This is a genomic window from Gracilibacillus boraciitolerans JCM 21714, from assembly GCF_000521485.1.
In the GTDB taxonomy this organism is placed as follows: Bacteria; Bacillota; Bacilli; order Bacillales; family Amphibacillaceae; genus Gracilibacillus; species Gracilibacillus boraciitolerans.
The window spans coordinates 1-13,806 of sequence record NZ_BAVS01000005.1; the positions used below are offsets into that span (position 1 = coordinate 1).

Annotated in this window: 13 protein-coding genes; 5 read left to right on the forward strand and 8 right to left on the reverse strand. The window is 32.4% G+C overall.

All coding sequences use genetic code 11. The annotated features are described in order from the left end of the window. Positions 1-697: 697 nt before the first annotated feature. The 4 genes from JCM21714_RS20475 to JCM21714_RS05290 are packed head-to-tail and all read right to left on the reverse strand — an operon-like array spanning position 698 to position 4,358. On the reverse strand, positions 698-1,414 hold the full coding sequence (locus JCM21714_RS20475; protein WP_052000396.1) for a glycoside hydrolase family 26 protein: 717 nt from the start codon (positions 1,412-1,414) through the stop codon (positions 698-700). A 26-nt stretch (positions 1,415-1,440) separates the two neighbouring features. Beyond that, positions 1,441-2,472, reverse strand: a complete 1,032-nt coding sequence (locus JCM21714_RS20480) for a glycoside hydrolase family 26 protein (protein WP_235182635.1) — start codon at positions 2,470-2,472, stop codon at positions 1,441-1,443. A gap of 7 nt (positions 2,473-2,479) precedes the next feature. Beyond that, positions 2,480-3,688 (reverse strand): efflux RND transporter periplasmic adaptor subunit, encoded by a 1,209-nt coding sequence (locus tag JCM21714_RS05285; RefSeq protein WP_035722419.1) that lies wholly within the window; start codon positions 3,686-3,688, stop codon positions 2,480-2,482. Between the two features lies 1 nt (position 3,689). Next, positions 3,690-4,358 carry a hypothetical protein gene (locus JCM21714_RS05290; RefSeq protein WP_035722422.1) on the reverse strand — a complete coding sequence of 223 codons (669 nt, stop codon included), beginning with the start codon at positions 4,356-4,358 and terminating at the stop codon, positions 3,690-3,692. A 249-nt stretch (positions 4,359-4,607) separates the two neighbouring features. On the opposite strand from JCM21714_RS05290, the gene JCM21714_RS18090 reads away from it, so the two are divergent. Beyond that, a complete protein-coding gene (locus tag JCM21714_RS18090) occupies positions 4,608-6,065 on the forward strand; it encodes an S-layer homology domain-containing protein (RefSeq protein WP_052000398.1) in 1,458 nt (485 codons plus the stop codon). Positions 6,066-6,213: 148 nt separating this feature from the next. Continuing rightward, positions 6,214-6,486, forward strand: a complete 273-nt coding sequence (locus JCM21714_RS05300) for an AbrB/MazE/SpoVT family DNA-binding domain-containing protein (protein WP_035722425.1) — start codon at positions 6,214-6,216, stop codon at positions 6,484-6,486. 166 nt (positions 6,487-6,652) lie between these two features. Here the strand turns inward: JCM21714_RS05300 and JCM21714_RS05305 are convergent, their stop codons facing one another. Next, complete coding sequence (locus JCM21714_RS05305; protein WP_035722428.1) at positions 6,653-7,147, reverse strand: sigma-70 family RNA polymerase sigma factor; 495 nt, start codon at positions 7,145-7,147, stop codon at positions 6,653-6,655. Between the two features lie 771 nt (positions 7,148-7,918). Between JCM21714_RS05305 and JCM21714_RS20050 the strand changes: the two genes are divergently transcribed. Both JCM21714_RS20050 and JCM21714_RS05310 read left to right on the forward strand, forming a co-directional pair. Further along, positions 7,919-8,080, forward strand: coding sequence for a hypothetical protein (locus JCM21714_RS20050; RefSeq protein ID WP_158413468.1), 162 nt, complete (start codon positions 7,919-7,921; stop codon positions 8,078-8,080). A gap of 318 nt (positions 8,081-8,398) precedes the next feature. Further along, entirely contained in the window at positions 8,399-8,695 is a 297-nt protein-coding gene (locus JCM21714_RS05310; RefSeq protein WP_035722431.1) for a hypothetical protein, read from the forward strand. Between the two features lie 478 nt (positions 8,696-9,173). Here JCM21714_RS05310 and JCM21714_RS19085 read toward each other — a convergent pair whose 3' ends face one another. The 3 genes from JCM21714_RS19085 to JCM21714_RS20995 form a co-directional block, all read right to left on the reverse strand. Continuing rightward, positions 9,174-9,317, reverse strand: a complete 144-nt coding sequence (locus JCM21714_RS19085; RefSeq protein ID WP_158413469.1) for a stalk domain-containing protein — start codon at positions 9,315-9,317, stop codon at positions 9,174-9,176. A gap of 23 nt (positions 9,318-9,340) precedes the next feature. Then, a complete protein-coding gene (locus JCM21714_RS05315; protein ID WP_052000399.1) occupies positions 9,341-11,140 on the reverse strand; it encodes a stalk domain-containing protein in 1,800 nt (599 codons plus the stop codon). 190 nt (positions 11,141-11,330) lie between these two features. Next, positions 11,331-12,191 (reverse strand): stalk domain-containing protein, encoded by an 861-nt coding sequence (locus JCM21714_RS20995; RefSeq protein WP_052000400.1) that lies wholly within the window; start codon positions 12,189-12,191, stop codon positions 11,331-11,333. Between the two features lie 157 nt (positions 12,192-12,348). On the opposite strand from JCM21714_RS20995, the gene JCM21714_RS05325 reads away from it, so the two are divergent. Further along, complete coding sequence (locus JCM21714_RS05325) at positions 12,349-13,797, forward strand: MBOAT family O-acyltransferase (protein WP_035722433.1); 1,449 nt, start codon at positions 12,349-12,351, stop codon at positions 13,795-13,797. Positions 13,798-13,806: the final 9 nt, after the last annotated feature.

Consider the following 13,806-nt stretch of genomic DNA (forward strand, 5'->3'; position numbering starts at 1 on the left):
AATAAGAAAAACCGGGGGGGAAACCCACCCGGTCCATATTATTAACACAGATACTGTGCTCTAACTATTATGTAAGGATTCTGAATTATATGAACCGTAATATCACCGCTACGGCTTGCCCACTTCGCTTTCCAAGGGGGGGCGTGTCTTCAGCTAACTTTTGAGCGGTTTGTGCTCGAAAAAGTTAGCTGAAGACACGGAAAGGGAAGTGGGCAGCCGAAGCGATTTCCTTGCACACGATTACTCTCATAATAAATAATATAACCAGTCTACTACATCTTCATTTATATCACATTTAAAGCGGGAATCGGATACCAAAATGCTGTAATACCAACGATTATATACTTTCCTACCTTATGAAAAAAAGCGCAGAGCGTCCTCTTAGAAACGTAGCGACTGGAGCGAATCAACTGAGATAAAGGAATCACGGAGAGCTTGCGAACCGATGATGACTTATCGTAGGATGATTCGTGAAGTCGCCTAGTTTTTGGCGCTCGGAGCTGGACGTGGCTATTCGCGTTTACTTTATCCACAGGACTTCATTCTATAATTTCCTAGACAACAAAAAAGTCCTTTAAAAGTTAATTTAATTAACTTTTTAAAGGACTTTTTTAATTAATATTTATATGAATATCTCCTTGTTTTAATTCATATTCGAATTCAAATTGATCTAATACTTCAATGATTGGTAGCCCTGTTAAATCTCTCTTTTCGAAAAACGCTGCCTTATCGATTGAATGGTTTTCACTAATAACTCATATGTTTGATCGTTAGAAGTTATTTCGAATGTATTTCTATTTTCATCTAATTTCATATCAAGATAATCACTAAAAAATGTATGATCTACATACAATTCACCATTAAAATAAAACATGAAATCACGATATGAAAATGTTTCATTTGCAGAAGAAGATGCTTCAACATAAGAAGATAAATATTCATTATTATTTGTAACATACTCCTTATAAGCATTGGTTATTATAGGATTTTCAGTAATAGCATAATTATTTATCTTTCTACCTTCTGGAGCATTGACAAGATTATTAACATCAAAATAATAAATAAATTTAACCCTTGGGTATAGTATCGGCAGATATTTATACATTCTTCTGATTTTTTCTCTAGCAAATTCAACATGATATAAACCATCTGTAACTGTATAATTAGTTGCTCCGAATTCACCTATTACAATCGGTTTTTTATGACTGTATTTATTATAAACATAGTCCAGTAACCGTAAAGGATCTTCAAAATCTGAACGATTATTTAATTTATCATTATGATAGACGACGTTATAAATATTTACGCCGACATAATCTACATATTCGTCACCTGGATAGTATTCATCAATCGTCCCTTCTGGCATTGTAAACACATTCCATAACATCATCACATTTGGAGCCTCTTCTTCCATAACATCATGAATTAGTTTCCATTTTTCTATATACTGCTCTGGGTCTCCTGAATATTCAACCAGGTGCCATTCATTTCACTCGCATAACGAAGTAAGATTGGCACTCCTGCTTCTTTTGCACTTTTCGCAAATTCTCTTAGATAATCATCATCTATTACCTCGTCTAGTCCATTATTAGGTTCCCAAGCGATTTGAGGGAAACCTCCTACAGACTTAACATTTTCTACCCATTCTTCAGGAAAAGGCTTTCCATAACCTACATATCTGAAGTATGAAGCATGTTGTTTATTTGTGATTTCATTAAATGTATTCATGCTAGCATTTATATACTCATCTTGAATGACATATCCACCCAAATATAAACCATTCCTAGGCTCAAATTTTTCTGTTTGCACATTATTTTTTTCAATAAATATAGTAGATCCTAATTGTTGATCTATTTTTTCTAATTGTTGTTCTTTTCGACTTGTTAATGCAACAGTTTTAGTTTTAGAATCGTAAAAATAAGTTACTTCTACCCCTAAGTATTTTTCAATATGTCGTTCTGGAATATAAATAATTTCATTTTTAATTCGGTACTGCTGTACTTCATTTTCATTAGCATTACTATTTTGTATAACTTTATCATTATATAAAATGCTTTCTCCATTATGTGAAATTTTCATTTCATTATTATTCTCTGTGATTTCAATAGGAATAACTTCCTTCAGATCATTCAAAGAAATAAAGAGATTATTTTCTTCTTCAAAAATAGGATCACTTATTTTATAATGATTTCCATCAAATACAATATCCTCAGAAAAATCTTTTGCATCTGAATCAATTACAGAAATATTTTTTAAATCATAATTATCTCCTTTAATTAGAAAAAACAACCCTACACCTAATATTAGCAACATAAAAGTAATTACTAATATCATTAATATTTTTCTGTTTTTCAAACAATTTCTCCCCCTCAATTTTTTAAATTCAGTGTTAATACTACTATAAAATAAATTAAAAATAAACAAATACATTAGTTCAAATATAGAATGGGATACAGAACCTTTCCCCCCCATGTCCCATTTAGCGTAAGATGATGCCTTTTAGCATGAGAGTTCTTTTTGCTGTGTTGGTTTCCCATTTCCAGTTGATTTTGTTTAGTTTTAATGGATTGGTTACTTTTGTATGATTCCTGAATCGTTCGAAGGGATCATAAGCAATCGTTGTATTCGGTTCGAGATTATTTAATAGTTCGATCCAGCCTGACATATAGATGCCTGGTTCCACTTTAATTTGCTCTAAATAACCATCTTCTGTAACAAGCCATAAGTTCGTTTTATCGATATATTCTTCCTTAACCGCTTGAGCTTGCTCTGATTTATCTAGTATGATCTCAAGATCCAGGTGCTTCCCTATCACAAATTCATTCGTTTCTGTATCTTCAAACGCTACATCTAATGGAAAAATACTCAGATCTCCTAATTCTATTCTCTCTGGAATTTGATGAACTTCTTCAACAACACCCTGCCATTCTTCCTCTATTCTCACTTTCATTCCTTCTGATACTATAGATTGTTCCGTTTCGTCCAGTTCAGCAGATATAAATTTATTATTACTTAAAATAGTAACAAGCGGATCATTTAGATTTACTGATACATCCCTTACTATTCCTTGATATGGACTTGTTACAGTTACCGTATGACCTGTTGTCTCCAGCTGATTTAACTGATTTTCTAAACTCTTCAGTTGTGTCCTTTTTCCCTCAAGTTCGGTTTGTTTTTCTAATACAAATTGTTGCTTTTGCAATTCTGATTCGATATACTGCTGGTCGTCTTCTGAAATATCAATTTTGTACTCCCCATCATTAACCGTAAAGGAAGAATCATTACTTTCATTAGTCGGAATTTGATAGTTTTGTATTTGGTTAATTACAGATTCTAAACTAGTGATCTCTTCGGTTAAGACAGTTAATTTGCGATTTATTGATCTGCGTGTTTCATCGTAATCCTTTACTTGAAACGAATATAATGGATCTGAGACAGATACCTTATAACCTTTATCAACTAAAAATTCCTTAAAGGATCCGACATTTTCATCAAGATAAACATATTGTTCATCTGCCATAACAATTCCCTCTTGGCTCAGAATATTCTCCATATCTTTCGTTTCCGATGTTGACCATTCGTTCACTAATGAAAATCGCTCAATTTTTTTGCTGTCATCTGCATACAGCAGCGAAAAATTGATTGCAATAAAGACTCCAATCCCTGTTATTACCCATTTTCTTTTCATATTACATCCATCCTTGTTGCAAAATACTACCCAAATAAGTTATAAATGCTGCCATCACATCGAGGAAAATATATAAATTAAGTACGATCAGCCAAATTTTATATGTTTTAAGTATGGACAGTTTCTTCATATATTTCACTTGAAAAAATATAATCCATAGTTGAAAAATTGTAATGGAGCCAAAAAAATTAATAATCCAAGGCCTATCCGTAAAATAGGAAGCAATAATTCCGAATGACAATGGCGAAACATTCCAGTCTAATCCTAAAAATACAAAGGCCGGGATCCATAGCAATCGTTCACAGAGCATTGCCACTAAAACCACTTGCTGCATTACCATTAGTTTACGATAAGGAATTTCTGTCAGTAAATGAAAATAGTAAGTGATGATGAACAAAATCCCTAAGGCTATAATTAATGCATATACCATTCGTCCATTGATAAACCATAGCTGTTCGATGGTATATTGGGACATGCTTAGATCCGTAATATGATGGGAATGAAAATGCGATCCCATACCTAAGACTGACATTAACACGTATATCAAGACAGTCATAATGACTAACAGTAATTGAATCTTCCATTGTCTTTCGATTACATCCTTACGTTCTATTCGATATAATTGATCATTTGGAGCTTTAATAAGTCCGAGTAAATAGCTATAATGCATATATTTCCATCCCTATATTTTAAATTTATACCTATTTATTGTAATAGAAACAGGACCATCTGTCATCTCATATTCGACAAACATACATTATTCTACTAAATTCATCTCCTCCTTTGTCATACATATGTGTTATTTATCGAACTATGCACCATATTTTACTAAAATTGGTTTATTAATTTGCTTATATCCTTTATAATATTTAATGAATCAAATCTATTAATCTAATACCGAAAAGGAGTTTCTCTTTATATGAGTAAATTTATAATGACGTTTATTTCTCTATTTTTTGTTGGTGTTTTTTCTTATGGTTTAGTCGTTCAGGCAACGCCCGAGATAAGAGATACCTGTAACCATAATGTAGATAAAGGTGAAAATCCAAGCTTACAAACTATTAATTGTTTACTAACTGAGGTGGCACTTAGTTATGATATACCTCCTGAAATTGTAAAAGCTATAGCTGAGAGCGAAAGTGGCTGGCAACAATATAATGATGTGGGTGAGCCATTAATTTCTCCAGATGGTGGTATTGGTATCATGCAAATTACAAATAAAGGAAAATATGATCAAACTAAGCTTAAGACAGATATCGTGTATAATATTACAGCAGGTGTTGAAATAATAGATAGTATGTTTGAAAGAAATGATTTGCCAACTATTAATGACGGCAATCGGGAAATTATAGAGGATTGGTATTTTGCGATTATGGCTTATAACGGCATTAAACCTACTAATAGTCCAATTATTAAAGCAACCGGCAATCGTAATTCTGGAGCTTATCAGGAGAAAGTATTAGCTATAGCGGAAAAAAATAATTTAATGACTATTTCTGATTTACCTTTTTCTGTGGATGACTTTGAATATGACAGTGGCAGCACAGAGAATATTGAGTTCACCACCATGCACTATGATTTTCAGTTACCACTAACCAGATCAAAACACTACTTTAATAAAGGTCAAAAAGTTGGAGCCAAAACAGATGTAAATCTAAGAAAATCTCCCACAACTGCAAGTGCTAGTATTACTACTTTAAATAAAGGTGACATTGTTGAGATCACAGGTCCTTTCCAATATGACACGAACAGTAAAAGTGAAAACCACTTCGTTTGGTACCCGATTAAACGAAATAATGGAACAACAGGATTTATAGCATCCAGCTATTTAGATTATCGATTTAGTGATGTGCCTCAAGATCATTATGCCGAAGAGAAGATATATTATTTAGCGGATCGTGACATTCTAAATGGAGTTGGTAATAATAAATTTGGTATGAACATGGATATTCCTCGCTGGCAAGTGGTTTTATTAATTACCCGTGCTAACAATACATCATTAGAAAATCGACCTGATCCTGATTTTTCTGATGTTTCAAAGGATTATAAATACTATAAACAAATTGCTGCGGCTGTAGATGAAGGATTATTTGCAGGTACTGGTAACAATGAGTTTAAACCAAATAAAACAATGACACGAGCAGAAATGGCGGTTGTTTTACAAAGGCTTTATGAATTCCCAGAGTCAACGTCGGCAACTCCTTTTACAGATCTTACTGCTGAATGGTATAGAGATTCTGTGACTCGTCTGTACAATGCAGGAATTACGGAAGGTATAAATGAGGCTGGAACCAAGTTCGGTCCACGCAACACCGTGACTAGAGAACAGTTTGCAGTATTTATGGCACGTGCAATGGAACCAGATTTTAGAGATTAGTCTATAATATAAAGGAATGAAGGAGATTTAATTATATTAATCCTCCTTCATTGTCTTTCTTTATTTCTTCCACATTTCATTCTTTTGACTTTAAAATAAAAACATGTGATGATAAAATAAAAATTAAGAATGTAGAGGTAGTGAAATCATGAAAAGTACTGGTATTGTAAGAAAGTTAGACAATTTAGGAAGAATTGTTATTCCAAAAGAAGTAAGGCGTTCACTGGGTTTAGATGAAAAAGATCCGGTAGAGATTTTTGTGAATGGGGAACAGATCATCTTGCAAAAATATTCATCACCTAATGAATGTATGATTACCGGAGAAGTTCGTGATGACAATTTGGTATTAGCAAATGGTCAAATTGTATTAAGTCCGGAAGGCGCAAAACAGCTGGTTGATGCTATTAATAAAAAACTCTAAGCATAGATTTGTGTGCGATCAGCTAAATTAAGTTAAATCAGTAATCCTTGATAAGCCTTACGAAACATTATCGTAAGGCTTATTTTTGTTTTTGAAAACTGCAACAGTTGCACCATCTTGAAATCAATATTATATTAAATTGTTTGCAAGACACTATTTAGCAGCTCTAAAGATATTCCTTCTCTACCAAAAGCAGCTTAATTTTCGGCCTTGCCTGTTTCCCCCAATTTTTCACTGCATTTTCTGTAACATCAAAGTTGTCGGCGATTTCCTTTACTGGTCGATCGCGCAGAATAAATAGCACAAACCATTGCCACTGTTTTAGGGAAAGAATATTTTGAATGTCGATTAATAGCTGGCTATCTACGTCTAATTGGTCTTCTATCTGAATATCCTCCATGGTGACTTGATCAAACCAAATCTGAAACTTCTCTCTTTCACTATTTTCTTTTTTTATTTTATTGAGGAACCGCCTGGTAATACAGTAATAAACATAGGTTGATAATTTCGACTTAGTCTGATCATACGTTTGAAGCGCATGCCAGACCGCGATCATTCCTTCCTGATAAAATTCACCTTCGATATCTTGAATTTGGTATTTGTTGATCAAATGAAAAATCATCTTTTCATGTTCTTTTAATATAGACGCAAACTCTTCCATTGATTTAACCCCCCCTATTTGGTTAAGTACTTAACAGTGATTCCGCGGTAAGTTCATCATAAGCAAAACACTCTTCCAAATCACCTGTCGATACTTCTTTCAAACACGATGAAAATCTTATTTTCGTACTGTTTTTCAAGATTTTCATCTAATGAAAACTGCTTTTTCTCACCATCCTATGACATAGCATACTATTTATATGTGATAATTTCTGTATATAATTATCGGTTTTCGATTAGGCCAAATATATTTATACACTTTACTGTTATTAGTAGGATTTGATTAATAAATGCTATTATTTTCCATAAATTTCATGTTAATACAGTTTAATATGCTTAGTATTTTTGTGAATTGGCACTAATGAACTGTCTATTTACCTAGATGATTATATGTTTGTTAGTAACTTTATTAGTAAATATGAAGGATCTACAGCAAGACCAGATTTTGTTCCAGAAGTTCGTTTATAGGGGACTCGGGATCTATTAATTAAGTGACAATCCAGAAATACTAACTTCTAAACTTATCCCAAATCAGACTTCGACTCTTGCTGAGCATAAGATCACATCATCCAGCCCAAATGAACACCGGTTTTTTGAATGGCATTTCAATAAACTAAGTTCGAAAGTCACCATTGGTATTACGATTCAGAATAAGTCTCGGATAAATAGTATTCAAATAACCCAATCAAACAGCTTTCATAAAACATGTGAAGATAGTCGCATTGATTACGATATCGGTCTACCAATTGCTGATCGAGTTTTAAATGACAAATTGGAAAAATCAGAAAGCACGGATTTGATTATTAAATCAGGAGTGGAATATGTAGAACTCCTAGATTATACTTTTACTGGAACAAATGAGACCATTAGTATAGTACTAATGCACGCTGGTGATTCTAGTATGCCGGTTGCCATTTATATCAAGGGAAGTTAAGATTCGCTTATATTAAGGAGTATAAAGAGTAAAAACTCTATGTGGTCATTTGAAATGTTTTTATGTGAATGTCTAATGCTCAAGCTCATTACTTCGCTTTCATTCAATCATACAAGTGCAACATCAACTCTAGCAGAGCTTTCGTAGTGTATCTAAGTCGCCAGGCACGACCTCAATTACTTATTGTATAAAAATTTAAAACTAACATGGCAGAAGTTTTTTTAGTTACGCAAATCACTACGGTTTTATGGTATATTTAACTTGTGAATACAGAAAATGGAATATGTATTTGCTGAATCGCAAAGAGGATGAGATTTTTTGAAAATTATATGGTTGGCAGTTTCGTTAATTCCTGTACCTTTTTTGATTCACTACTATGAAATTTTTCAATTTCCAAATAGAGCTTCTTTCTTGTTTATAGAGACATTGTTATATGTTATTTTGGCAGGTCTATTATCAGCAAAAATTGAATTTCTTTTTATTGTTCTAATTAGCATCATCAATATATTTATATCAGTGGTTTTGGGTACACAGTTTATAATTCCACCAAATGATTCTTGGTTTAATCCTTTTGGAATAAATGTCGCTATTATATTAATGGTATTGCTATTTTAATCGGAGTTTTAATCATTCGGTTTGTTTCAAATATTGTCCTTTTGAAATTAAAAAAAGAATAAATTCTTATTGGGGATCATATCACTGACCGCATTTTTTTATGCGTTCCTGTGATCGAAGTGGTTATACGTGATGTTTGCGTCCAGTTTTTATTGATAAGGACAGCCTCTTTCTTCTTGCCACATTTCGGAAAATAGGTTGGTTCATATGTAAGTTGACTTGCACAAATTTACATATCCTCTCTTTGTATGACTCATAACTGACACTATTTTCTACAAATGTAATGATTTTATATCATTTAATATAGACAAGTAAGTACCATATCCAGAATTTGGTTTATAACTACTACTATTCTGCAGCGGAGCTGACTTGTTTTTTTATTTATATAGAAAAATAACGTTAGCGAGTTTTCACTCACCAACGTTATTTAATCTACACCTAGTTCCCTTTATATTACTTACTTTTATAGAGAAATTTTTTAAAATATGATTTCAATTTCTTTAGTAGCTTCATAATAGTTAACCTGCGCACCAAGATTCTCTGTTACAAAACGAATTGGAATAAATGTTGTACCATTTCGAATTTCAGGTGCAGCATCAATTGTTTGATATCTATTATTCACTTTAACTTTTTTTATACCTTCATTTAAACAAGTGAATCTTCACCGTTACTTATAGTAATTTGTTTTGTCTTCTCATTCCATCCAACTTTAGCACCAAGTGTTTCACTAATAAAACGAAGCGGAACAAATGAACGTCCTTCTTTAAACGAAACTGGTGCTAATAATTGTAAGGATCCTTTTTCATTAAAGACTGTTTTTTCATCAATAAATAGATTTAATGTATTTTTATTTGCCTTTATTATATCAGGTCCTTTCTTAAATGAAACAGCCTTTTTACCAGCTGCCTTTCCTTTTGAATCATAAGCAGTCACAACTAATTTATTTGTTCCTTTTTGAAGTTTAGCGTGATCTAAGTAAAACTCGAAAGGATATTGTTTACTTTCAGAAAGTAGCTTGCCATTCAGCTCATAAACAACTTTATTAATATATGGATCATATGTTTTTATAAATCCTAATCCATTTACGGAATGAAACAACGAACTACCTTGAAGTAAACTGGATGTATTTAAGAGAGCATCTTCTCCATCAACGTTTGGTCCATTAACCACTTCTGAAAGGAAATAAGGTTGCTTAAGCATTTTTTTATATGCAGATAACATTTGATTATTTCTCAATAAATTAAAATTATTTAACCTTCTACCATGATTAATATTGTTACCATTTATCGTATCCACGTTAAACCAGTGGACCGCTTTAATATTCGGATACTTCATTTGCAACCCATGGTAAAACATTAAGAGTTTTGTTGTACCAAATTTTGTAACATCGGTATTACCTACTGAACTAAAATGACTGGCAGCATATTCTCCGATCATCATCGGTTTTTTAGATGCATATTTCTGATAAAAATCATCCACTAAATCCAGTGGATTAACATCTTCTGCTGGTTTATTAGGATCTCCATTAAAAAAAGGAACACTATAAAGATTCATACCTACCCAATCAACAACATCATCTCCTGGATAGTAGGCATCTATATTCTTTTCAGGTACACTATTTGGTACCCATGCCATTGCAACATTAGGAGCTTCTTCTTTCATTACCTTAGCAACAAGTGAAAATTTTTGCTTGTAAAGTTCTGGATCGCCATTCCAAGGAACCCATTCTCCATTCATTTCTGATGCATAACGTAAAAAGACGGGGATACCTGAATCATTTGCATCACGTGCAAACTGTCGTAAATACTCGTTGTCCTTAACTGCATTTAATCCTTCTTCTGGCTCAAATGCTATTTGTATCGAACCACCAACTTCTTTTACTTGCTTTGCAAATTCAGCTGGAAATGGCAAACCATAATTAAGATACTTAAAGTATACCGCATGATCTTTACCTGTTACTGAATTAAAGTCTCGATATTTATTTACTGAATTAGTTTCTTGTTCTATGTAAGCACCCACATACATACCACTAGTTGGTTCATATTTACCAAGTTGCTGTTTGGGTAATTGCACTTCTTCACTTATAAAAAGATCGATTTCCGTATATAATGCATCACCTTTACTCTTTACTGCGTTATATGTATCTAAATACCCCCCCAAATTCCGAAAAATATCTGCTTCAAGATAATATGTTTCTGCAGCCTTTTGAAATTGATTTGTTTTTTCATATGATATGGCAAGTTTTCTATAAGTACTTGCTTTTGGCGCCACTTTGGCTGCCCTTTCCAATTTAATAATTGCCTCGTTATATTTACCTTTTTCCATTAATTCGACACCTTGCTGATAGTCTTCCCATTCATTCGCAGAACTCTCTTGCGGGTAGGCTAATAAAAAAATCGCAAAGAGTAGCGGAAGTACTTTTAAAAACGTATTTTCTTTTTTCAAAAAAAGTCACACCCTTCTATTGTTGTCATGCTAGTATATCATACTTTTTTACTAGAATGATAGATTTTAGATTATTCTGGTATTACTACTATTATTTAGAAGATAATTCATTGCAAACATATACTTATTTTTCGACATTTTTTTTACAAACTATCAAAATACATATATTTAAGCCTTTAATTTGCAAATGCTATTTTGATATAAACATTTGTGTCCAATAATACTTATATCCCTGTTCTCCTTCTGCAAAGCCAATTCCAATATGCGTATAGCTTTCTCGTAAGATATTCTTACGATGGCCTTCACTATTCATCCAAGCTGTCATAACTGAGGAAGGAGTTGTTTGTCCGGCTGCAATGTTTTCTCCTGCAGATCTGTATAAGATATTAAAGTGCTGCATCATATCAAAAGGCGAACCATAAGTAGGAGAAGTATGGGAAAAATAGCCGTTAAGTAACATATCTTTAGACTTTTCTCTTGCAACATCACTTAATGCTGTATCGAGTTTTAATTCCGAGATCCCTTTTTTGCTTCTTTCTTCATTTACTAGAGTTAAAACCTTTAACTCAAAATCAGCTATTTGGGAATGATCTGGTATTTGTAAACCTGCTTCAGAAGACAATGATACGGTTCTATTAGCATAATCCCATCCGACTGTATAACCAAGTAACTCACAAGTTACTCTCAATGGAATATAAGTTCTATTATTAATAATTTGCGACGGGACATCTGTAGGATAATACTTGATTATATTATTAACCTGTTTTTGAACATGCGTATTTCCAATAGACATTACGATTGTATTCTCACCTAAATGAATTCGAACTGTTCTAATATTTTCCTGCCAAATAACACTAGCTCCTGCTTCTGTAAACACCTTTCTTACAGGAATAAGCGTTCTACCTTCTTTTATAATAGGTTTCACATCAGTAAACTGGATTTGTTCATTATCTAAAATAACTTTAATATCTTCCTGAGCAGATACTGTACTAGAATATAACAAGGAAAGAAAAAGGAACAGAGAAAATATAAAACCTTTTTTGAGTGTCATTGTTACTACCTCCTAATTTGCTTCATAATAAAAGTATAGCATACTATTAATCACCTTTTTAAAATACATTTATTATTTTAAGTATAGAAGTTGAGTTATTTATAGTATAATATGATAAGTAATTTTATTTATTAATTTGGGGGGGGATTCAGTCACGATGCTTTTTAACTCTTTTGAATTTATATTTGTTTTTCTCCCTATCGTAGTGATCGGGTACTTTATATTAAATAAATATTGGACAACTCCTGGAAAAGTATGGTTAGTAATTGCTAGTTTCGTTTTTTACGGTTGGTGGAATCCAATTTATGTACTTCTACTGATTACATCTATCATTTCAAATTATACAATTGGTATTTACATAAGCAAAGCAGTTCAAAAGGATAAAAGAAAATTATTTTTAAGTATTGGACTCATTATTAACATTGGTATATTAGGATATTTTAAATATTACGATTTTTTTATTGAGAATATTAACTTTGTTTTTCAAACAGATTTTAATTTATTACACATTATTCTTCCACTCGCTATTAGCTTTTACACATTTCAGCAAATTGCATATCTAGTGGACATGTATAGAAATGAAGTGAAAGAAAATAGTTTTTTAAATTATGTACTCTTTATATCCTTTTTTCCACAGTTAATAGCTGGTCCAATCGTTCAGCATAAAGAAGTCATGGAACAATACTTGAATATGACAAAAAAATCTATGAATTGGGAAAATATTTCAAAAGGACTTTTTATTTTTTCAATAGGCTTATTTAAAAAAGTCGCAATAGCTGATACATTTGCTGTATGGGTAAATCAAGGGTTTTCTCAAACTGATTCATTAACTTTTTTCGATAGCTGGATCACCACTCTTTCTTACACATTTCAATTATATTTTGACTTTAGCGGCTACACAGATATGGCTATAGGGATAGCTCTATTATTTAATATTTATTTACCAATTAATTTTAACTCACCATATAAAGCACGTACTATTCGAGAATTCTGGCAAAGATGGCACATTACTTTATCAAAGTTTTTAGGCAAATATATTTATATTCCTTTAGGTGGCAATCGATTCTCCAACAGAAGGACTTATCTCAATCTGTTCTTAGTATTTACTATTAGCGGCTTATGGCATGGAGCAGAATGGACGTTTATCACATGGGGGGGCTCGATGCATGGCATTGCTTTGATCATCAATAGAGCGTGGTATAAAGCAGGATTTAAAATGAATGCTATTCTTGCATGGTTTATTACATTTAATTTTATTAATATCACTAGGGTATTTTTCCGATCCCCTGATTTTTCTACAGCACTCAGTATTTTAGGAACTATGTTCGGGTTCAGAGGGTTTGGTATGCCTCAACAGTTACTTACAAAATTTAATATGAATTGGTTAGATAATCAAATATATACTTATCAACTAACAGAAGATATGTGGTTAACTATCCTGTATCTTTTAGCAGCTTTTATCGTCACAATATTTTTAAAGAATTCTGTTGAAATAACTCGCTCGCTTAAACCAAATCCGTTATATTCTTTATATGCAGCGATACTATTTATCTATTCGACATTACACTTGTATCAAGTAACCGAATTTATTTACTTTAACTTCTAAGAAAGGAGG